General features: G+C 41.3%; 22 protein-coding genes and 1 pseudogene. 11 read left to right on the top strand and 12 right to left on the bottom strand.

Going from position 1 to position 22,414, the window contains the following annotated elements; genetic code table 11:
- Positions 1–6 precede the first annotated feature (6 nt).
- The 4 genes and pseudogenes from galE to PR709_RS13735 form a co-directional block, all read left to right on the top strand.
- Entirely contained in the window at positions 7–1,035 is a 1,029-nt protein-coding gene (galE, locus tag PR709_RS13750) for a UDP-glucose 4-epimerase GalE (protein WP_154625773.1), read from the top strand.
- Positions 1,036–1,187: 152 nt separating this feature from the next.
- Positions 1,188–1,691, top strand: a complete 504-nt coding sequence (trmL, locus tag PR709_RS13745) for a tRNA (uridine(34)/cytosine(34)/5-carboxymethylaminomethyluridine(34)-2'-O)-methyltransferase TrmL (protein WP_014657216.1) — start codon at positions 1,188–1,190, stop codon at positions 1,689–1,691.
- An 80-nt stretch (positions 1,692–1,771) separates the two neighbouring features.
- Positions 1,772–1,960, top strand: coding sequence for a type II toxin-antitoxin system Phd/YefM family antitoxin (locus PR709_RS13740; protein ID WP_014657215.1), 189 nt, complete (start codon positions 1,772–1,774; stop codon positions 1,958–1,960).
- A gap of 75 nt (positions 1,961–2,035) precedes the next feature.
- A pseudogene (locus PR709_RS13735) lies at positions 2,036–2,271 on the top strand (Txe/YoeB family addiction module toxin); the annotation flags it as partial.
- Between the two features lie 109 nt (positions 2,272–2,380).
- Here the strand turns inward: PR709_RS13735 and cysE are convergent.
- From cysE to PR709_RS13715, 4 genes are all read right to left on the bottom strand, one after another.
- Positions 2,381–3,202, bottom strand: coding sequence for a serine O-acetyltransferase (cysE, locus tag PR709_RS13730; RefSeq protein WP_004924317.1), 822 nt, complete (start codon positions 3,200–3,202; stop codon positions 2,381–2,383).
- Between the two features lie 23 nt (positions 3,203–3,225).
- Positions 3,226–4,254: an NAD(P)H-dependent glycerol-3-phosphate dehydrogenase gene (gpsA, locus tag PR709_RS13725; protein WP_004924313.1), complete on the bottom strand. Its 1,029-nt coding sequence runs from the start codon at positions 4,252–4,254 to the stop codon at positions 3,226–3,228.
- The gene (secB, locus tag PR709_RS13720; RefSeq protein WP_014657213.1) at positions 4,254–4,730 is read right to left on the bottom strand and encodes a protein-export chaperone SecB; all 477 of its coding nucleotides are present in this window, start codon (positions 4,728–4,730) and stop codon (positions 4,254–4,256) included. The genes gpsA and secB overlap by 1 nt, the downstream gene beginning before the upstream one ends.
- 116 nt (positions 4,731–4,846) lie before the next feature.
- Positions 4,847–5,284 (bottom strand): rhodanese-like domain-containing protein, encoded by a 438-nt coding sequence (locus tag PR709_RS13715; protein ID WP_004924305.1) that lies wholly within the window; start codon positions 5,282–5,284, stop codon positions 4,847–4,849.
- Between the two features lie 495 nt (positions 5,285–5,779).
- On the opposite strand from PR709_RS13715, the gene envC reads away from it, so the two are divergent.
- Together envC and PR709_RS13705 are read left to right on the top strand one after the other, a co-directional pair.
- The gene (gene envC / locus PR709_RS13710) at positions 5,780–7,072 is read left to right on the top strand and encodes a murein hydrolase activator EnvC (protein ID WP_004924302.1); all 1,293 of its coding nucleotides are present in this window, start codon (positions 5,780–5,782) and stop codon (positions 7,070–7,072) included.
- A gap of 26 nt (positions 7,073–7,098) precedes the next feature.
- Positions 7,099–8,058 (top strand): divergent polysaccharide deacetylase family protein, encoded by a 960-nt coding sequence (locus tag PR709_RS13705; protein WP_272570939.1) that lies wholly within the window; start codon positions 7,099–7,101, stop codon positions 8,056–8,058.
- A gap of 75 nt (positions 8,059–8,133) precedes the next feature.
- Here the strand turns inward: PR709_RS13705 and tdh are convergent, their stop codons facing one another.
- Positions 8,134–9,159, bottom strand: a complete 1,026-nt coding sequence (gene tdh, locus PR709_RS13700) for an L-threonine 3-dehydrogenase (protein WP_036942514.1) — start codon at positions 9,157–9,159, stop codon at positions 8,134–8,136.
- Positions 9,160–9,182: 23 nt separating this feature from the next.
- A complete protein-coding gene (locus tag PR709_RS13695; RefSeq protein ID WP_036942512.1) occupies positions 9,183–10,379 on the bottom strand; it encodes a glycine C-acetyltransferase in 1,197 nt (398 codons plus the stop codon).
- A gap of 231 nt (positions 10,380–10,610) precedes the next feature.
- On the opposite strand from PR709_RS13695, the gene rfaD reads away from it, so the two are divergent.
- Genes rfaD through PR709_RS13675 form a run of 4 tightly spaced genes read left to right on the top strand, consistent with a single transcriptional unit; the run spans position 10,611 to position 14,491 of the window.
- Complete coding sequence (gene rfaD, locus PR709_RS13690) at positions 10,611–11,549, top strand: ADP-glyceromanno-heptose 6-epimerase (protein ID WP_004924289.1); 939 nt, start codon at positions 10,611–10,613, stop codon at positions 11,547–11,549.
- 9 nt (positions 11,550–11,558) lie between these two features.
- Complete coding sequence (gene rfaF, locus PR709_RS13685; protein WP_004924285.1) at positions 11,559–12,605, top strand: ADP-heptose--LPS heptosyltransferase RfaF; 1,047 nt, start codon at positions 11,559–11,561, stop codon at positions 12,603–12,605.
- Positions 12,605–13,570: a lipopolysaccharide heptosyltransferase RfaC gene (rfaC, locus tag PR709_RS13680; RefSeq protein WP_060560793.1), complete on the top strand. Its 966-nt coding sequence runs from the start codon at positions 12,605–12,607 to the stop codon at positions 13,568–13,570. The genes rfaF and rfaC overlap by 1 nt, the downstream gene beginning before the upstream one ends.
- Before the next feature lie 60 nt (positions 13,571–13,630).
- Complete coding sequence (locus PR709_RS13675; protein WP_004924278.1) at positions 13,631–14,491, top strand: WlaTC/HtrL family glycosyltransferase; 861 nt, start codon at positions 13,631–13,633, stop codon at positions 14,489–14,491.
- A gap of 50 nt (positions 14,492–14,541) precedes the next feature.
- Here the strand turns inward: PR709_RS13675 and PR709_RS13670 are convergent, their stop codons facing one another.
- On the bottom strand, positions 14,542–16,002 hold the full coding sequence (locus PR709_RS13670; protein WP_060560792.1) for an ArnT family glycosyltransferase: 1,461 nt from the start codon (positions 16,000–16,002) through the stop codon (positions 14,542–14,544).
- 207 nt (positions 16,003–16,209) lie between these two features.
- Positions 16,210–17,487, bottom strand: a complete 1,278-nt coding sequence (gene waaA, locus PR709_RS13665) for a lipid IV(A) 3-deoxy-D-manno-octulosonic acid transferase (protein WP_060560791.1) — start codon at positions 17,485–17,487, stop codon at positions 16,210–16,212.
- Between the two features lie 215 nt (positions 17,488–17,702).
- On the opposite strand from waaA, the gene coaD reads away from it, so the two are divergent.
- Complete coding sequence (coaD, locus tag PR709_RS13660; protein WP_004924268.1) at positions 17,703–18,188, top strand: pantetheine-phosphate adenylyltransferase; 486 nt, start codon at positions 17,703–17,705, stop codon at positions 18,186–18,188.
- Between the two features lie 2 nt (positions 18,189–18,190).
- On the opposite strand, the gene mutM is transcribed toward coaD, so the two are convergent.
- The 4 genes from mutM to rfaL are packed head-to-tail and all read right to left on the bottom strand — an operon-like array spanning position 18,191 to position 22,413.
- Entirely contained in the window at positions 18,191–19,000 is an 810-nt protein-coding gene (mutM, locus tag PR709_RS13655; protein ID WP_004924264.1) for a bifunctional DNA-formamidopyrimidine glycosylase/DNA-(apurinic or apyrimidinic site) lyase, read from the bottom strand.
- Between the two features lie 18 nt (positions 19,001–19,018).
- Positions 19,019–20,161: a glycosyltransferase gene (locus tag PR709_RS13650; RefSeq protein ID WP_004924261.1), complete on the bottom strand. Its 1,143-nt coding sequence runs from the start codon at positions 20,159–20,161 to the stop codon at positions 19,019–19,021.
- Positions 20,154–21,182, bottom strand: coding sequence for a glycosyltransferase family 8 protein (locus tag PR709_RS13645; RefSeq protein WP_004924259.1), 1,029 nt, complete (start codon positions 21,180–21,182; stop codon positions 20,154–20,156). Before PR709_RS13645 ends, PR709_RS13650 begins: the two co-directional genes overlap by 8 nt.
- Positions 21,175–22,413 (bottom strand): O-antigen ligase RfaL, encoded by a 1,239-nt coding sequence (gene rfaL, locus PR709_RS13640; RefSeq protein WP_004924256.1) that lies wholly within the window; start codon positions 22,411–22,413, stop codon positions 21,175–21,177. Before rfaL ends, PR709_RS13645 begins: the two co-directional genes overlap by 8 nt.
- Position 22,414 lies beyond the last annotated feature (1 nt).

Raw genomic sequence — 22,414 nt, 5'->3', positions numbered from 1 at the left:
TTTAAAATGAATCATACAAAGGTCTTAGTCACAGGCGGTCTTGGCTACATTGGTAGCCATACCTGTGTGCAGATGATTGAACAAGGCATGCAGCCAATTATTTTAGATAATTTATGTAATGCCAACCCAGAAGTACTCAACCGCATTGAAACCATCACAGGTAAAAAACCTGTCTTCTATGCCGGTGATGTACGTGATAACGCTATTCTGGATACGATTTTTGCTGAGCACCAAATCACATCGGTGATCCACTTTGCTGGGTTAAAAGCGGTTGGTGAATCCGTTCAAAAACCGATTGAGTATTATGATAATAACGTCAATGGCACGTTAGTATTACTTGCCAGTATGCAAAAAGCGGGCGTCAAAAGCTTAATTTTTAGCTCATCGGCTACTGTGTATGGTGATCCACAAGAAGTACCATTAACCGAAGACTCTAAAGTCGGTGGTACTACCAACCCATATGGCACCAGTAAATATATGGTTGAGCGTATTCTTGCTGATCTATATATTGCACATAACGATTGGTCGGTTACTTTACTACGCTACTTTAATCCCGTTGGCGCCCACCAATCAGGTTTAATTGGTGAAGACCCACAGGGTATTCCAAATAACCTAACACCTTATATCGCTCAAGTAGCAGTTGGTCGTCATAAAGAAGTCATGGTATTTGGCTCTGATTACCCAACTCCAGATGGTACTGGCGTACGTGATTATATCCATGTTATGGATTTAGCTAGCGGTCATATTGCAGCATTAAACAATGTCAGCCATCAAGCAGGCCTACATATCTATAACCTAGGTACGGGTAAAGGAACGAGTGTATTAGAGATGATTGCTGCTTTTGAAAAAGCATCAGGTAAACCTATCCCGTATAAAATTGTTGAGCGCCGCCCTGGCGATATCGCTGAATGTTGGTCTAGCCCTAAAAAGGCCTTTAATGATTTAGGATGGAAAGCACAATATTCAGTACAAGATATGGTTAATGACAGCTGGCGTTGGCAATCTCAAAACCCTAACGGCTATAAGCAGCAATAGCCTTTAATTGAGATCCTTCACTTAACAGCGGGTTCCTTATCGAACCCGCTTTTTTATTTAGCTTCAACAACTACATGCAACTTGTACCATTTGCGCGTAAAATCCTTCCTCATTGTTCCATCTAACTTGACTGTTTAATACAACCATTCGTTATGCCACATATTGTTTTATTCGAACCAGAGATCCCGCCAAATACGGGCAATATTATTCGCCTTTGTGCCAATACCGGATTTAGCTTGCACCTTATCCATCCGCTAGGCTTTACTTGGGATGATAAGCGACTACGCCGTGCAGGCTTAGATTACAGTGAATTCGCCGATATCAAACACCATCATGACTATTATGCTTTTTTAGATAGCGAAGGCTTAAGTCCTGATAATAACCAATCTGCTAGCGGTGCTCGCGTTTTTGCTTTAACCACCAAAGGTAAGCCAAGCCACAGTAATGTAAGCTATCGGCAAGATGATTATTTAATGTTTGGTCCAGAAACGCGGGGATTACCCCCTTACGTACTCGACAATATGCCAATTGAGCAAAAAATTCGTATCCCTATGTTGGCAGATAGTCGCAGTATGAACCTATCCAACTCTGTTGCAGTGGTGGTGTTCGAGGCATGGAGGCAGTTGGGTTACGCAGGAGCATTATTACGCGACTGATTTAGCAGTCATGCATGCTTGAACTGTCCTTATAACGCCATTATACCTGTACAGAATAAAGTACAAGTATAGGAGGGTAAATGAAAACAATTTCATTTAGTGATGCTAGAAATAATCTAAAATCGGTATTAGATAGCGTTGTTGATGATGCAGATACAACTATCATCACTCGTCGTGACTCAGAGGATGCTGTAGTTATGTCTTTAGAGTATTACAATAGCCTAATGGAAACGATTTATTACGCTCACCAGCAAATGCCGAACATTTAAATAAATCAATCGCTCAATTTAAAGCCGGAAAAGTAAAGAAAAGAGAGCTTATAAATGAGTAGATTTTTAATATGAACTGACCAAGGATGGGAAGACTATCTATACTGGCAAACCCAAGACAAAAAACGCTCAAACGCATTAATAAGCTCATTGACGATACTAAAAGAACCCCCTTTTATGGGATAGGAAAACCAGAACCACTAAAAGAAAACTTAGCTGGCTTCTGGTCTAGACGAATAGATGAAACAAATAGGCTCATTTATTCAATAGACGATGAGGGTTTAACTATTATTGCTTGTCGTTATTATTAATAAGGTTCAATAAATTGTGATACAGTAACATGAAATAACTCATCTGTATGGCTAGTATATTCATCCATATCTTTTAGCAGTTTCAGCTCAGATAAAATAATGACTCTTCTCAAATCCCATCGCCATCTTCAAAACCATAAATCGAACCATTAAAGTTCTGATCCATCTCAAATGATGGTTTATCACTATTTGGCTTGCCAACCACCCGAGCAGGTACACCCGCGACGGTTGTATGAGGGGGAACAGGGTGAAGAACAACCGAGCCAGCGCCAATTTTTGCGCCACGACCTATCTCAATATTACCAAGAATCTTCGCGCCAGCGCCGATCATCACGCCTTCTCGTACTTTAGGGTGACGGTCACCGCAGGTTTTGCCTGTACCGCCTAAAGTCACAGATTGAAGAATAGAAACATCGTTCTCAACAACGGCAGTTTCACCAATCACAATGCCCGTAGCATGATCCAGCATAATGCCACAACCAATACGAGCAGCAGGGTGAATATCCACTGCAAAAGTGACTGATATTTGATTTTGCAGGTAAACCGCAAGCGCTTGGCGCCCCTCTTTCCATAGCCAATGCCCAATACGGTAACCTTGCAATGCATGGAACCCTTTAAGGTAGAGGAGTGGCGTAGAGTATTTATCCACCGCGGGGTCACGTAGACGCACGGCGGATAAATCCATTGCAGCTGAAAAGATCATCTGCTCATCATTACGATACGCTTCTTCAACAATCTCCCTCACTTCCATCGCAGGCATAATGGGAGAGCTTAGCTTGTTTGCTAACATATAGCTGAGCGCACTGCCTAAGTTGTCATGCTTTAGCAGTGTTGCATTAAAAAAACTGGCTAGTAGCGGTTCACAATCAGCAAGCGATTTTGCTTCCTCTTTAATAAACCCCCAGATCCTATCCAATTCTTCTCGCGACATAATGACTCACTTATCTTTTAACTTTAATCTTTCGACGTCGGCGTATAAGCAATTTCATCTTTTGTTGCACGCCCTAATAGAGCCTGTGCAGCCTCTAACACATTTTTATGGCAATAGAGGATTTGATAAATTTGCTCCGTGATAGGCATCTCAACACCAGTACGCTCAGCAAGCGCTTTCACTTCTTTAGTATTGCGATAGCCTTCCACCACTTGGCCAATCTCTTTTTCGGCTTCACTGACACTCACCCCATCGCCGAGCATCATACCAAAACGGCGGTTACGTGATTGGTTATCAGTACAGGTTAACACTAAGTCACCTAACCCCGCCATACCCATAAAGGTGGCAGGATCAGCACCTAATGCCGCACCTAACCGGCTCATTTCGGCAAGGCCACGGGTAATTAATGCGGTACGCGCATTCGCGCCAAACCCCATACCATCAGAAATACCCGCGCCAATCGCAATGACGTTCTTCACGGCTCCGCCAAGCTGTACGCCGACCATATCAGGGTTTTTGTACACACGGAAGCTCTTACCGCAATGGAAAAGTTGTTGCAGTTCATCACCAAATTGGCTGTCGGTTGCCGCAACCGAAATTGCCGTCGGCATCCCCGCCGCCAGCTCTTTGGCAAACGTAGGGCCAGATAGCACCGCGAGTGGAATTTCATTGCCTAATACTTCACGTGCCACATCTTGTAATAAGCGTCCTGTATCTCTTTCTAAGCCTTTAGTCGCCCAAATAACACGAGAATTGGCTTGGAGATGAGGTTGAATTTGCTTGAGTACATCACCAAAAACGTGGCTTGGTACTACGATCAAGATATTCGGACTCGCTTCCACGGCACGTTTGAGGTCCGCTTCGAGAGATAAACTATCAGGGAAAGAAACGCCAGGCAAAAATGCCTGATTGCTACGTTCTTGTTGTAATGTATGGATATGCTGAGGATCATGCCCCCACAGCACAACCTGATGACCATTACGAGCTAACGTAATGGCTAAAGCGGTGCCGTAAGATCCGGCACCGATGACTGTCATTGAAGCAGTTTTCATTAAGCGTCCTGTTGAGCTTCTGTATCTGGCGCTGATTCACCTTGCTGCTGTTGCAAATAATTCATAAACAGTGCATCAAAGTTAACTGGCGCAAGGTTCAGTTGAGGGAATGTACCACGGCTCACCATGCTAGTGATTGCTTCACGTGCATATGGGAACAGAATGTTAGGGCAGTATGCACCTAAGCAATGTGCCATTTGCGTGCCTTCAATACCTTCGATTGAGAATACACCGGCTTGTTGAACTTCACACAGGAATGCAGTTTCTTCACCCAGTTTTGCTGTTGTGGTAACACGCAAAACAACTTCATAAACACCTTCAGTCAATTGAGTAGAAGAAGTATCCAAATCCAGTTTGATTTCTGGCTGCCACTCATGCTGGAAAATATGTGGTGCATTCGGTGCTTCAAATGAAACATCTTTTGTATAGATACGTTGGATCTGGAATACCATTTCTGAGTTGTTTTGTTCTGACATAGTTTTAATACCTTTTAACTTCCATATGAATTTGACTGTATAGACCCGCCGATGTTCAAACTAACCTGTCTCAAATGAGCATCATTGGATATATGACAATTTACACGCCGGATAAATTATTTCTTACCACGAGCCAACGGCAGGTTTTCACCTGACCAGCCAGCAATCCCTTCTTTTAAGATAAAGACTTTTTCAAAACCGTGCTGGACAAGGTGCTCAGCCGGTTTGCCTGATTCCATACCACTTGCAGAGACCACAATAACGGGTTTCTGTTTGTGTTTATCTAGCTCACCTAAATTATTGTCTTTAATTTCAGATGGCGTTAAGTTGATAGAATCAATAATGTGCCCTTTGCGGAAGTCGTCACGAGTACGTAAATCCACAACGACTGCCTCTTCTTTATTAATCAGAGCAATCGCCTGCGCGCGAGTGATCACTTTTGATTTAGAGAACAAACCTTTAAAGGTCATTACGACCACCGCGACAAATAGTGCGATCCAAACCAGACTCAATAACATGTTCCGGCTGACGAATTGCATGATTTCTTGCATCATGGGGGGCAATCACTCCCGTTAGTTAAAAACGAATACCAAAGGGTTCAGAGTATACCTTTGTGTTGAGCTAATTACAGCCAGTTAGCGCAAACTACATTGTTTTTTTTGCGAAACACTCCGCAGAAATGGTCTCTAATCCCAACAAAATAGCGTTTATTTATCAATATAGACGAACCATTTTACCATAAGCACAAAGCGTGACAAAAAATTGCACTGTTAAAATCAAGCATTCTGTGTGGTGGAAAAAGACACTGAGGCACTAACGAGCACTGAAAATATTTGATTTAATGCTACAAAATGGCGCGATACACTATACAATCAATAGGATGACAAATGATGATATGCTAATTATTACAAGATAATTTAGTTTTCATCAGGTCATAAAACGCGTTTGGTTCGGCGCGATTTGTTGCAATATTCAGAATAGGGTGCTGGTAACTCACGCTATCAGATGAAATAATCAGCTATCGCATTTATTCGAGGTTTTCTATCAGAATGGCCAATACACATAACCGGATGAAAAGAGCAGCTATTCGTCAGGCTATTGCTTCAACCCTGTTCGTTTGTGGATTAATCTCTCTGGTGCCTAATCAGGTATTGGCGGCCAATCAGATCACCGAAAATAAAGATCAGCTCCAAAATTTGCTGCAAAATATCGCTGAAAAAGAAAAAAGCGTCAAAAACCAGCAAGCCAAACGGGCATCATTGCTGAATCAACTCCAACAGCAAGAGAAAAACATTTCTGCGGCAGGGCGTGAGCTACATGAGACACAATCTCAACTTAAGCAATTAGATAAAGAAATTTCCTCATTAAACAGCAATATTAACCGATTGCAAAAGCAAAAAGCCGAGCACGAAAAGTTACTTGCCGAGCAACTTGACGCAGCCTTTCGATTAGGTAAGCACCAAGGCCTATCACTGTTTTTAAAAGGTGAAGAAGGCCAACGGGAAGAGCGTATCCTCGCCTATTACAGCTACCTCAATCAAGCGCGCGAAAAAAATATTAAACAGCTTGAGGCCACCACCCTTGAGCTAAATCAGCAAAAACAGCTTGAGCAGCAAAAACAAGCGGAACAAAAAACAGCTTTAGCTCGCCAACAGCAAGAAAAACGTAAACTCGATAAGGCTCAGGCAGCACGTAAGCAAACTCTTGCGGCCCTTGAAAGTACGCTTAAAGAAGATCAAAAAAATCTTGCCATCATGAAACAAAATGAATCTAGGTTGCGAGATAAGATCGCGCGTGCTGAACGTGAGGCGAAAGCCAGAGCGGAGCGTGAAGCGCGTGAAGCCGCTCGTATTCGTGCTGAGGTGGCTGAAAAAGAGCGTAAAGCCAAACAAAAAGGCTCGACTTATAAACCTTCAGAGAGTGAGCGTTCACTCATGTCTCGTACTGGTGGCTTAGGCCGCCCTGCGGGGCAAGCACTATGGCCAGTTCGCGGACAGACCCTGCACAACTATGGCGAGGCAATTTCAGGTGAGCTACGCTGGAAAGGTATGGTTATCGGTGCTAACGAAGGCACACAAGTCAAAGCCATTGCCGATGGCCGTGTACTACTTGCTGACTGGCTACAAGGTTATGGCCTCGTCGTCGTGGTTGAACATGGTAAAGGCGATATGAGCTTATATGGCTATAACCAAAGTGCTCTCGTCAATGTTGGGCAAGAAGTTCGCGCTGGGCAACCTATCGCCCTTGTGGGAAGTAGTGGTGGGCAAGAGCGACCAGCACTGTACTTCGAAATTCGTCGGCAGGGTAAAACGGTCAACCCTCGCCCTTGGCTAGGTAGATAGCCAAATAAATAGTTAGGAATATAATTATGTCAAAACGCCGGCCTTTTATGCGACTCATCGGTTTATCTCTTTTGATGATGAGCCTTCAGGCTAGTGCAGCAAAATTAGCGATAGTCATTGATGACTTTGGCTATCGCACGAAAGAAGATAACCAAATATTGGCGCTGCCGACGCCAATCACGATTGCTATCTTGCCTGATTCACCTCATGGTCAGCTTGTTGCCAATAAAGCCCATCAGCAAGGGCGAGAGGTTATCATTCACATGCCGATGAAACCCCTTAGCAAGCAACCACTCGAAAAAAACACCCTTTCACCAACCATGAGCGCCGAAGAAATTGACCGTATTATCAAACGAGCCATTAGCCAAGTACCTTATGCCAAGGGCATGAATAATCATATGGGCAGTGAAATGACCTCTAGTCTTTCAGGTATGCGCCATGTCATGAACTCACTGTCTAAGGCGAACTTTTTCTTTTTAGATAGCGTGACCATCGGAAATACGCAGGCCGTAAAAGCCGCAAATGAATTTGGTGTTCCCGTTGTACGCCGCCATATCTTCCTTGATAACCATCAATCAGAGGAAGAAACTCGCGTTCAACTTAATAAAGCGGTCGCCTATGCACGTAAACATGGCAATGCGATTGCGATAGGTCATCCACACCCTTCGACCGTTCGTGCTTTACAGAAATACTTGCCGCAACTCCCTGCAGATATAGAACTTGTCTCGGTAAGCGCCTTATTACAAGGAAGTTCGCAACCCACAGACCAAAAACCGTTAAAAATGCAGCCTGAAACGCCGAATAAACAGCCCACGCCTTCTACAGTCAACCCTAAAGATACGACGCTGGAGCCAGTTAGGCTCGGGGTATGTGAGTTTACAGTACCAGAAAATACGTCGCTAGAAGGGATTGATTTTCTGATGTTTGTGGTTGAATCAATTTATCAAGATAAGACGCTACGGCCGCTATTATCTGCCCCAAAATAGCCGTTCTTTACACAACAAAAACCCTAACACTGTTTTCCAGTTGCCGCACAAATTCGGCAACTGGAATACCACCGACTAATCCCAATTTAATATCACTTTTCCTGACTGCCCTGAACGCATCACGTCAAAGCCCTTTTGGAAATCATCGATAGAAAATTGATGGGTGATTATTGGTGAAAGATCTAACCCAGATTGGATCAAAGTCGCCATTTTATACCAAGTTTCAAACATCTCTCGGCCATAAATACCTTTGATAAATAGGCCTTTAAAGATCACTTTACTCCAATCAATCGCCATTTCTGAAGATGGGATCCCCAATAAAGCAATGCGACCGCCATGGTTCATCGTGTCTAGCATAGAGTGAAAAGCCGCAGGCGAGCCAGATACCTCTAAAGCCACATCAAAGCCTTCTTGCATGCCAAGCTCTTTCATCACATCTTTTAGATTTTCACGCCCCACATTCACCGCACGAGTGACACCCATTTTTTTGGCTAGTTCTAATCGATAGTCATTGATGTCAGTGATAACAACGTGACGAGCCCCCACATGTCGGCACACCGCGGCAGCCATAATACCGATAGGCCCTGCTCCTGAAACTAAAACATCTTCACCAACAAGATCAAAAGAGAGCGCAGTATGAACCGCGTTACCAAATGGGTCAAAGATAGCAGCAATTTCATCTGGAATATTATCGGGGATTTTAAACGCATTAAATGCAGGCAACACAAGGTATTGTGCAAAACAGCCGGGGCGATTTACCCCCACGCCAATCGTGTTACGGCATAAATGCGTGCGCCCCCCACGACAGTTGCGACAGTGACCGCATGTAATATGCCCCTCACCGGAAACACGATCACCGATTTTAAAGCCTTTGACTTCCTGCCCTATCTCAACAATTTCCCCAATATATTCATGGCCCACAACCATTGGAACAGGAATGGTTTTTTGTGACCATTCATCCCAGTTATAGATATGAACATCCGTACCACAAATGGCAGTTTTACGGATTTTTATCATCACATCATTGTGCCCTAGTTCCGGTTTTGGAACTTCTGTCATCCATATACCTGGTTCTGCTTTTAATTTAGACAGTGCTTTCATAGAACGGCCTTATATTATTATCATTAGGAAATGACTTTCAGTTTTTTGCCTATGCGGGTGAATGCGTCTACAACGCGTAAAATATCTTCTTCCGTATGTGCCGCCGACATTTGTGTACGAATACGCGCTTGTCCTTGAGGAACAACAGGGTAGAAGAAACCAGTTACATAAATACCTTCTTCTAGTAATTCATTTGCAAAAACTTGAGCAAGCGCCGCATCCCCTAACATAACGGGAATAATGGCATGATCGGCGCCAGCGAGAGTAAAGCCTGCCGCAGACATCTTTTCACGAAATAGCGCGGCATTACGCCATAACCGCTCACGTAGCGCATCCCCCTCACTCATCATATCGATGACTTTAATCGAGGCCGCAACGATAGCGGGGGCTAATGAGTTGGAAAATAAGTAAGGACGAGAGCGTTGACGTAACCACTCGACGACTTCTTTTTTTGCCGCCGTATAACCGCCTGAAGCCCCACCAAGCGCTTTACCCAGTGTCCCTGTAATAATGTCTACTCGCCCCATCACATCACAATATTCATGGGTGCCGCGGCCATTTTTACCAACAAAACCAACCGCATGAGAATCATCAACCATCACTAATGCTTGGAATTCATCTGCTAGGTCACAAACCGCTTTCAAATTGGCAATAACACCATCCATTGAGAAGACACCATCCGTCGCAATCAAAATGTGGCGTGCACCTGCGGCTTTAGCCTCTTCGAGACAAACCCTAAGCTCTGCCATATCATTATTTGCATAACGATACCGTTTAGCTTTACAAAGGCGTATTCCATCGATGATGGAAGCATGGTTTAACGCATCTGAAATGACCGCGTCTTCGGGGCCTAGCAAGGTTTCAAATAATCCCCCATTCGCATCAAAACAAGAGGAATAGAGTATGGCGTCCTCCATACCTAAAAAATCAGCCAATTTCTTTTCGAGTTGTTTATGGCTATCTTGTGTTCCACAAATAAAACGGACAGAAGCCATACCAAAACCGTGACTATCCATACCCTGCTTCGCGGCTTCAATCAAATCTGGGTGATTTGCTAATCCCAAGTAATTGTTGGCACAAAAATTAACAACTCGCTTATTACCAACAATTTCAATATCTGCATCTTGCGAGGAAGTAATTATCCGCTCATGCTTAAACAAACCAGCAGCCTCTGTTTGGGCTAACTGCTCTTTAATCTGCTGATAAAATAGTTCTGACATGATTTATTCCTGTTATGTAACGATTTTTAGAGTTTAATAATAGATACTAAAACTATCGACTGATGCAGCATAAATAAATTAAGTTTGCAGCCAAGATCACGATCATTCCCCTATAAAAATGTAGCCTCTAGAATGTTTGTCTGCCAGTTATGGTGTCGTCAGCGCGCAGAAATGCTATTATGAAAAACAATTCGTATCCTTTTTGTTCTTAACCCATTTGAGGTATGCCCGATGATCATTGTCACTGGCGGAGCTGGTTTTATTGGTAGCAACATTGTCAAAGCATTAAATGATGCTGGTCGTACAGATATTCTCGTTGTCGATAATCTGAAAGACGGTACTAAGTTTGCCAACCTTGTTGACCTCGATATTGCTGATTACATTGATAAAGAAGATTTTATTGCGAGTATTATCGCCGGTGATGATTTTGGTGATGTCGATGCGGTATTCCATGAAGGTGCTTGCTCATCCACAACTGAATGGGATGGCAAGTACATGATGGACAATAACTATCAGTATTCGAAAGAGTTACTGCATTTTTGCTTAGAGCGCGAAATCCCATTCCTCTACGCCTCTTCAGCGGCAACATACGGTGGTCGTAGTGATAATTTTATTGAAGATCGCCAGTTCGAAAAGCCACTCAATGTTTATGGCTATTCGAAATTCCTCTTTGACCAGTACGTTCGCGAAATTTTGCCAGAAGCACAGTCGCAAATTTGTGGTTTCCGTTACTTCAATGTATATGGTCCTCGTGAGGGTCATAAAGGCAGCATGGCAAGTGTCGCTTACCATCTGAATAAGCAAATTAATGAAGGCCAACAACCCAAGCTATTTGAAGGCAGTGAAAACTTCCGCCGTGACTTTATTTATGTCGGCGATGTTGCCGCAGTCAATTTATGGTTCTGGCAGAACAATATTTCAGGGATCTTTAACTGTGGTACAGGCCGTGCCGAGTCATTCCAAGCCGTCGCCGATGCAGTGACACAATTCCACAGTGATAAAAATGTTTCTGTTGAATACATTGAATTCCCTGAGAAACTAAAAGGGCGCTATCAAAGCTTCACACAAGCAGACATGACAAAATTACGTACGGCTGGCTATAAGGCACCTTTTAAAACAGTTGCCGAAGGCGTAGCTGAATATATGCAATGGCTGAATAAAGAAGATTAATACAACTTTATGAAAATATTGGTGATCGGCCCCTCATGGGTAGGGGATATGATGATGTCACAGAGCCTATATCGCACGCTAAAGGCTCAATATCCCCAAGCACAAATTGATGTGATGGCACCTCAATGGTGCCGCCCTCTATTGGCGAAAATGCCCGAAGTCAATGCCGCCATCCCAATGCCATTAGGCCATGGTGCGCTCGCGATTGGTGAGCGCCGTAAACTTGGCCTTAGCTTACGCCAAAATGGTTATGACCAAGCCATTGTTCTTCCGAACTCATTTAAATCTGCTTTGGTGCCCTTCTTTGCCAAAATTGCCAAACGAACGGGTTGGCGCGGTGAGATGCGTTATGGACTACTTAATGACCTCCGTACATTAGATAAAGCCGCTTTTCCGTTGATGGTGCAGCGCTATGTTGCATTAGCTTATGATAAGCAAAACATTCACAGCGCAGCAGATATTCCAGAGCCTATCTTATGGCCTAAACTGGCTGTTAATGAACAAGAAGTCACTGAGGCTATTAAAGCGTTTAATATCAATACCACACGCCCAATTATTGGCTTCTGCCCTGGTGCAGAATTTGGTCCGGCTAAACGTTGGCCGCACTATCACTACGCCGCGCTAGCGGAGCAGTTGATCAGCGAAAAAGGTTATCAAGTTCTCTTATTTGGCTCACAAAAAGATCATGATGCAGGTGAGGAAATTCGCCAAAGCCTAACGGACAGTGCGCATGAGCATTGTAGCAACCTTGCAGGTAAAACGTCTTTAGAACAAGCCGTGAATTTAATTGCTAGCTGTCAGGCCGTTGTCAGCAATGATTCAGGACTGATGCATGTTGCTGCTGCATTGGATAAACCGCTTGTTGCCCTATATGGCCCAAGTAGCCCTGATTTTACGCCTCCACTATCGAATAAAGCAGAAGTTATCCGCTTAATTAGTGGCTACCATAAAGTTCGTAAAGGTGATGGGGCAAGCGGTTATCATCAAAGTCTCATCGATATTCAGCCTCAATTAGTGGTTGATGCGCTGGCGCGATTACAAATAGGTGTTGCTTGATGCGCGTACTGCTAGTAAAAACTTCATCGATGGGGGATGTGTTACACTCCCTACCCGCACTAACGGATGCACAGCAAGCCTTTCCTCATATCCAATTCGATTGGGTTGTGGAAGAGAGTTTTGCGCAGATCCCCACATGGCACAGCGCAGTCAATCAAGTGATCCCTGTTGCTATCCGCCGTTGGCGTAAAAACTGGTTTTCTGCCCCCATTCGCGCCGAACGTGCTGCATTTCGCCAGCAACTGACTGCAACCCGCTATGATGCGATTATTGATGCTCAAGGCCTATTGAAAAGTGCCTTTCTGGTCACGCGTCTCGCAGATGGCCCTAAACATGGCTATGATCGCCACAGTATTCGAGAGCCTATTGCCAGTTTTTTTTACGACTATAAATACCAAATTAGTAAGCAACAGCATGCCGTAGAACGTATTCGCCAACTGTTTGCCGCGAGTCTTGGCTACGATAGTCCTAAAGCGCAAGGTGACTATGCCATCGCTCAACATTTTTTACATGTCCCCACAGTCACACAGGATGACTATGTGGTGTTCTTGCATTCAACCACTCGTGATGATAAACACTGGCCTGAAGAGCACTGGCGAGAACTGATTGGGTTAATGGCCAACAGTGGTTTAAAAATAAAACTGCCATGGGGCGCAGAGCATGAACACCAAAGGGCATTACGTCTTGCAGATGGGTTTGATTTTGTCGAAGTTTTGCCTAAATTAACCTTAGCCGAAGTTGCTCTACAAATTGCTAATGCTAAGGCGGTGGTTTCTGTTGATACAGGCCTTAGCCATTTAACCGCCGCATTAGATAAACCGAATTTCACCCTGTTTGGCCCAACAGATCCCGGGCTGATTGGCGGCTATGGTTTAGAGCAACATGAAATTAAATCCGTGGATGGTACTATGAGTTCAATAAAACCTAATGAAGTATTTGAAAAATTGAAATCTAGAGTCTCATGATTTATATATCACTGATTGATTATAACTAAATTTTATACTACGACGGGCTAGCCACATTTTATGAAAGAATCAATAACAATAGTAACTGCTTTTTTTGATATTGGTAGAGGAAACTGGAATAGCCAAAATGGCCATTCAAAATCTTTTGAATGCACCAACGATACTTATTTCGAGTATTTTAGCAGGCTGGCAAAACTTGAAAATAATATGGTTGTTTTTACATCAGCAGATTTCAAAGAAAAAATCCTTTCTATTAGAAAAGGCAAGCCAACCCATATAATTACAATCAACCTCCACAAGAAATTTAACTTTATTCTCAAAAAAATAGCGTATATTCAAAATAGCGATGATTTCAAAAAGCTGATTGATCCCAGCCTATTACATTGCCCTGAATACTGGTCACCTGAATATGTTTTGATCAATAACTTAAAACCTTTTTTTGTTAAAAAAGCCATTGACCTAAAACTTGTTAATAGTGAGACTGCCGCTTGGGTTGATTTTGGTTATATTCGAAATAATAAAGCCCGTTATGGAATAACAGAATGGTATCACCCTTTCGACAAAAATAAGATCCACCTCTTTTCTATTAAAGATAATTTAGACCTCACTGATGAAAAAGCAGTATTAGAAAAAGTTTTAAGTAATGACCCTCATATTATTGGTGGAGTATTGGTTGCTAGTAAAGAAAAGTGGTCTGAATTCTATCAAATGGTATTTGAAACCCAAAAAAAATTTTTATCTTCAGGAATAATTGATGATGACCAAGGTATTTTTTTGACCTGTGCAAGCCAACATCCTGATATTTTTAAATTAAATTATTTGGGACATATGCAGTGGCGTAGTGCTTTAAAGTTATTTAATAAAAATTCAAAATATAACAAGCTACTCCGTTTAGGTATTTACCTAAAACTAATTAAATAAACAAGTTATTACGCAAGGATAATGCCTTATTTAAGGCATTATCCTTATCATTATTTCTCTGGCGCAATAAACCCAAAACACATAGTTTCTGGCTCAGCATCCGGCTCTGAACGATAGATAACCTCTTCTTTCTCAATCGTAAATTGTGGCCAGTACTGACGAACCTTATCAAAATTCTCATGAGTGCAATCATCATACTTACGACCTAACAGCAATGCACCATGCTGACGGATCTCCGCTTCTGTAATCTTGCGATTATACACATTCGGCGGCATATGATGTTCAAGGGTCCAAGGCTGGATCACATGTGGCCTATCTTTTGCGTAGATAATAAACCATTGATGTAAATTATCTTCACCACCAACATATTTTAGTGGAACACCATAACGTTCATGCCAGCGATCTTCACCCTCCGAGATCAACGTTTTCACGCCAATAAATTTTTGCCCTGCGCCCTTAATATTAGCCGCTTGCACAACACAATAACCTAACAGAACCACGACACCGAAAAGGGCTAAACCAATCAGTGGTTTTCTGAGTGATTTAGTCGGCATGACTGTTATAGAGCCAATAAATAGCGGGGCACAAGCTGCCATAAAGGGTTGCAACCATTCGGTAATACGCCCACCGTCATGGAAAGAGAACCAACCATAGATCACCGCTAATGGGAAAAGAACCAAGAAATTCGCCATACGATTTGCTAGCGATTTCGGCCAACCTAATTTCCCACCACAGCTATATAAAATAATGGCGGCAATAATTAAAGGATAAAATACGCTGAGCGCCGCCTTAGTCGTATGCAAATTAAAGCCTGGGTCAATCTGTGAATCCACCCATTTAAAGGCAGAAAAATCACTCGCCATTAACCAAAAGAAATTAGGTAATACAATCGCAAACCAAAGTGCAATCGCTAAATAAAAAACAGGATAACGATAACTTTGGCGAACTTGTTTAACAAATAACGTTAATAAAAATACCGATCCTACCAGCGATAATGTTGAATATTTCCCCATTGTCGCCAAACCTGCAAATAAAGCAAAAAGCAGCCACCAAGCCGGATTTTCATAAACGGCTCGTAAGAAAAAGTAGATTATCCAAGCCCAAAAGGTCACTAAAATATAGTTATCATTGTAAGGAATGATATCAAAATTAATCACACCCGATAAATTCAACATCAACATCGCAAACCAAGCTAGGTCACGACGTGCTGTTAAACGGTATGCTAATTTCCAGACCCCCAATAAACCAAAGGCAACCCCGACAAAATGAATAAAGTACCAGTAAAAACTGTAGGAAATACCCAAATAAATAGCAGGCCACATAAGAACACCAACAAACCAAGGGTTTTTTGGTGACCCCCACTCCCCATTCATCCCCCAGTTAACGGCTTCCACCGTATCATAAGGCACTGTAGGATCTAAGTGAAAGCTGGCTAGAATCCATGCAACCGCATAGCCAATGACCCATAAATAAACATATTTGTTTGATGTTGATTGATTGATTGCTGGCATACTGTCTTAAATAATTGAGTAAAAGTACCCACTATCTATTAGGCAGACTCATCATGCATAAAAATACAAACCTAATAGCACCAATGGAAATTAAACGGCAGATTCTACTATAGTTTATAGCGAATAATAAGAAAGGAAGACAAATAGTCATCATCTATTGTCGTTTTATTCAAGTTCAATATTCTGAATTAGAAATAATCGTTAAAATTATTGCTCTCTCGGAGGCAAGTAAGGTTGTAAAAGCCTTAATAAACGTTGTAGCGCCCCCTGATTTTCATGCAAAACTTCCGCAGCATGACGACCATAATATAAACGGTAATCTTCGTCTGACAGGAGGCTAGTGACGGCTTGAACCATTGAATCGCTATCAGTCACCGTAATTAAGCCATCCGCCTGCTTCAGCTTCCCACAAATATCCTTAAAATTAAACGTATGTGGTCCCATTAAAACAGGTAACGCATGTGCTGCCGCTTCCAACGGGTTATGTCCCCCTGTTTCCACAAGGCTGCCACCAACAAATGCTAAATCCGCAATTCCATATAATAACATCAGCTCCCCCATCGTATCCCCGACAACCACTTGTATATCAGGAGTAGGCACAATACCTTCACTACGACGAATAAACTTAAGGCCTGCTTTTTGGGTGAGTTCTTCTGCTTTGGCAAAACGTTCAGGATGACGAGGAACTAAAATCAGTAATAAATCAGGAAATTGTTTTAATAATTGCTGGTGTGCCGCTAACACAATAGCTTCTTCACCTTCATGGGTGCTAGTGGCAATCCAAACGGGTCGATGTGCCGCCCACTGCCGGCGTAATGTGACGGCTCTAACCGCAAGCTCTGGGGTAACGGAAATATCAAACTTAAGGCTCCCCGTGACATTTAATTGCACACGTCTTAGCCCTAGCTTGATAAAACGCTCACCATCTTCTTGGTGCTGTGCAGCAACCATCGTGACATTACGCAACATACGTTTCACAAAACTACCTAACTTTTGGTAGCCTGCCGCAGAGCGCTCAGACAAACGCGCATTCGCAATCACTAAGGGTATTTGGCGACGATTAAGTTGATTAATCATATTCGGCCATAATTCCGTTTCCATAATAATTACTAATTTAGGATCAACTTGATTAAGAAAACGGCGCATAGAGCACGGGAGATCATAAGGAAGGTAGACATGGTAGACATCATCACCGAATGCCGAAACGACTCGTTCGGAGCCTGTTGGTGTCATCGTGGTTACCGTAATCGGCAATGACGGATAGTGATGCCGTAATGCCCGTACCAAAGGCACAGCAGCAAGGGTTTCACCAACAGATACTGAATGCAGCAGAATACCGCCCGGCGCAACTTTACCAGCACAAAAACCATAACGTTCACCCCAACGCTTACGATACGCGGGAGCTTTGCGACCCCGCACTAATAGGCGTACCCAAATGAGTGGCTGGATAAGATAAAGAAGTACCTGATATAAACGCAATAACATTCGATCTGATTCACTTACCAAAATTGGCGCTATCTTAACATAAACCTTTTATTAAAGTGTGCAGAATATGCACCTAAAAATAGCTTTAAAATTCGCTTAGGGCATCATTAGTCGGTTGCAACAGCACTTAATAGTCGATAATGTTGATAATATGCACATATTACTTAATTTAAATTTTTTAAATTAGCGTTAACAAACAACGAGATATCAATATTATGAAACATAAAGCGATTTACCCTGGTACATTTGACCCTATTACTTCAGGCCATATTGATATTGTTTCTCGTGCGGCGGCAATGTTTGACCACGTATTACTCGCTATCGCTAATAGCCAACGCAAAAGTCCCATGTTTACCCTTGAAGAGCGTGTTGAACTTGCCCAAAAAGTCACCTCGCACTTAAACAATGTTGAGGTGGTTGGCTTTTCTGAGCTAATGGCTAATTTCGCACAAAAACATGGCGCAAATATACTTATCCGTGGCGTTCGTTCTGTTGCAGATTTTGAATATGAATGGCAGCTCGCAAACATGAACCGCCATTTTGTTCCTGAATTGGAAACGGTATTCTTACTCCCTTCACAAAGCTTATCTTTTGTTTCATCGTCACTGATAAAAGATGTGGCACTCCATGATGGCGATATTTCTTCTTTCCTTCCGCCCGTTGTCGCTGAAGCGATGCTAAAAAAGCTGAATAAAATTTAAGCTTATTTTTGACATTGAGGACAATAAAAGGTACTGCGTTGGCCTTGTTTGATACTAAGAATTGGCGTGCCACATATCAAACAAGGCTCACCTTTTTTACCATATACAAACAATTCTTGGGCGAAGTACCCTGGTTTCCCATCGGATTGTAGAAAATCTTTCAGCGTGGTTCCACCCTGCTCAATAGAGCGCTGTAGTACCTTTTTGATCTGCTGGACCAAATCAATCGATTGTTCAAGAGTCAATGTGTGCGTGATTTTTTCTGGTGAAATGCCCGCCGCAAATAGTGCTTCATTAGCATAAATATTACCAACACCCACAACAACCTTGTTATCCATCAGCCAAGGTTTAATGGCTATTTTTCGCTTTCCTGCCTGCTCAAATAAATATTGAGCATTAAATTCATCAGAAAGAGGTTCTGGGCCTAGATGGGATAAAACACGACTCGTTTCAAGATCATCACACCATAACCACGCGCCAAAGCGCCGAGGATCCGTGTACCGTAGTACTTTGCCATCTTTTAATACCAAATCAACATGGTCATGTTTTTCTTCAGGCAATTCTTCCAACAATATACGCAGACTACCCGACATGCCTAAGTGGATAATAATCCAACCATTTTTTAGTTCGATTAACAGATACTTAGCGCGCCTTTGTACACTTAAAATCATTTCATCAGATAAACTTTTAATTTGCTCTGATACAGGCCAACGTAAGCGGCTGTTACGAACAATTGCATAACAAATTGTATTACCGACTAAATGCGGCTCGATTCCACGGCGGCTTGTTTCAACTTCTGGTAATTCAGGCATATGCAAACTCTTTTTAACTTATGGATACCATTTTTTGATCACACTAAGAAGCTCATCTTTAACAATTTCCCAAGTAAAATTATCATAAGCATATTTTTTCGCATGGCATGCTATTTCTTGACTTTTTGGGTTATTTAATGCATCAGTAATATCTTCAGCCATACTCAAAGGAGAAAGTGGTTCTCTGAAAATAAACCCTGTCTCGTTATGTGCAATAAATTCAACCATTGCACCACGTTGAGATGCAATAACTGGTCGACCCGAAGCCATAGCCTCAAGTGCTACCATACAAAATGGTTCTGGTGCTATAGAAGGTACTGCAATTACATCTGCAAATGAATAATAGTGTCTAATTTTATCAGGGTGCACTCCACCTAAGAAAATACACTGCTCACCCAAGTTTTTTGCGTAGTTTTTGACCTCATCCTGATATTGTGCTAATTCACCTTTCAATGCCGCGTTTGGGTCACCGACAATCACTAGCTTATAGCGTTTATCTTCTTTGAAGAAAACCTGACAAGCCTGCATTAACTCAAGCACTCCCTTGTCTCTAGCTATTCTACCTGCAAATAAAATAACTTTATCTTCTTGTGTCAGTCCAAAATCTTCGCGATTGATTTCCGGTGGTTGAGCATAAATTTCACCATCAAATCCATTACGAACCACTTCAATATATGCTTTTGGCAATCGCTCACGGAACCAATCCTTCATAAAACGGCTTGGTACAATAATTTTGATGTCTTCTGGTATGTCTTTAGGTTCAAAAAAGTTATGCATATGCAATACAACATTGCTATGCCCTTCTTTTTTTATTATTTTCTTGAAAGACTTAATATGATTATGCACAAAAATAACGCTTTCATTAGGAATTGGAGCGAATTTATGTTTAATTTTAACAATCCTATCAGCGTAAGAATAAGGATCCAGCCTTGTCCATTTTTTAAATAACCTTGTGTACACCTTTCCAAATTTGATGCGTTCAATTTCACAATTTTTATTCACAATAGAATGGCTCGAATACCCTTCATTTTGTATACAAACAATACGGTTTTCGATATCTAATCTCTTCGCAACATTATACATCCACGACTCAATAGCAGCCGCGCTTTTCGGTGGTATAGAAAATATTGGAGAAACTGTTAAGACAATTTTATTAATCATAGTATGATTTTCTTTTACCCATGAGTTTTTCAAACGAATACCGAATACCAGACAAGATACCTGCTAAATAGTTACCTTGTTTTAATAAGTGTTTATACTCTTTTTTTCTTTCAACAAATTTAGTTGCAGGTTTTAAGTCATTCGTTGTCCAAGGCGATTGCATCAAAGCCTTATAAAAAGGTTGGGAAGCGGGATAATTTGCCCATGTGTGCCAAGGTTTACTCACACCTGTGTAATGAATTAGGACTGTTTCAGGTGTAATAACCTGTTGATATTTTTGGTGAGTTGAGTCATATAATTCATTTTTTAGTGTATAAACAGTATTAAATCTTTGACTAAGTAGTTCTAAGTCTTCTCTTAAAATAAGGTTTAACACATCTTGATCAGGATATTTATATCGTTGCTTAGCATTTTCTGCTGATAACAACTCAAAACATTGTTGGGTAATCTGCTTTTCATGCCATTTTTTTAAGTTGACAAACATGACACCAGAATTGAAGTAAGTCTTTGCTAGTGAAGGCGCATGAAGCCTTGTTTCACTTTTTGTTCTTACACCGATATCATCAGCAACGACACCACAGACTTTGTCTTTGATTAAATTAGTCGTTAAATCTAAGATACCATTACACATAACATCCGCGTCTAAATAGAGAGCAAAATCATAATCACTCGACAGATAATCCAAGGCAACTAACCGAAAGTACATCGCTGATGACCAAACATCAGAAGCGGGAAGTGTTTTCAGTAATTTGTTATCTAATTCATAAACATGAAATTCCACTTGAAACTGACTTGCAATAACTTTAAGTTTCTCTAGAAAATCTGGGCTAACTTTATCTAAAAAATAATGGAATCTAAAAAATGTGGTTGGGTTATTTATGAGTAAAGACACCGCTGAAACCCCAGCCCCAAACTGATAGTTTTCATCAGAACCATAAATAACATCTAAGCATGATAACAAGGTATTATCAGCTTTACACACTTCGCCGAGCACATATTTATTTGTTATGAGGTTATTCATAGTGCTTTCTCTTATTCTTTGTTGAACTGTGCCCCATCATAGCAATTAAAAAACCTAAAAGAACACCTAATGGTTTTAGGTCCACTTGCTCAAACATCCCTCGAACCAGATAAAAGCTAATGAGGCTCATTAATAACGCTATAAATGCAAAATAACTTTTTGATTCATTGACTGTACTTTTGATTTCCTTGAATAAGGAAAAACACATCGACAAAAAAACCGCACTAAAAGCAATCAGCCCTGAGATACCTACACCAAACCAGACATATAGCCAGATATTATGAGGCCCCAATGACTTCTTAAATACCCAATCAGGCTTTTCTGGTACAACACTATTATATTTATCAATGTATATTTTATCACCAAATCCATATCCAATAATTGGATTCTCTAAAATTAACTCAAGTGCTGTTCCCTGTGTACCATTTTTATATCGATGAGTACTATCAGTTTGTTCAAGCTTATAAAATAGAGTTTTAGTCATATCTGGGTAGATTGATTTTAATGAGATCAATGAAATTAACAAGATACATAGTATCGAGCCAATCAATTTCCATGGACGTTTAAAACATAAAAATAATAAACCTGCCATAGCCACAGCAACCCACCCACCTCGGGAAAGAGTCCCTAGCAAAACAAATAAAAATACAACACTTAGTATATAAAAATAAATCAGCTTAGATTTAGGCAATAGATACCAAAGGATCGGAATTATAGGAAAGTAAAAAACCAAGGCATCTGAAACACTCCTAAAGTTATAGGTTGTAAATGGTAAAATACCATTCTGATAAGCCTCATAGTACCGATATAGTTCAATAAGTAAAACAACCACTAATGATGCAAAAAAACTAGTCAATAGTAAATTTGAAATCGTTTTTATATTTTCTTTGTAGAGAAGAATCGGTAATAAAAGAGATAGGCTAAGTATCCCATAATTCAAGAACTTATTATTAATCGCTCTCATTGATACATTAGGCATGCTTGAGTAACTTATTGAAATATAAAAAACCAATGAAAACAACACGACTAAGTATAAAAGTTTATTATTTAATCTTTTTAGCACCTTTCTTGTGTCTAATGATAAATATACCAAACATGTAGCTATCATTAGGTAGAATAGTATGTGTTTATACCTAGTAACATTATCCACAAAAAAAAGCACAACAAATATAAAGATTAAAGCTTTATTATACTTCGAAAGAGTATTTTGATTTCTTTCTAAAAAAGACATA

It is taken from the genome of Providencia sp. PROV267 (assembly GCF_028477825.1).
Lineage (GTDB): Bacteria > Pseudomonadota > Gammaproteobacteria > Enterobacterales > Enterobacteriaceae > Providencia > Providencia stuartii.
This window is presented reverse-complemented; position numbering and strand designations above follow the sequence as displayed.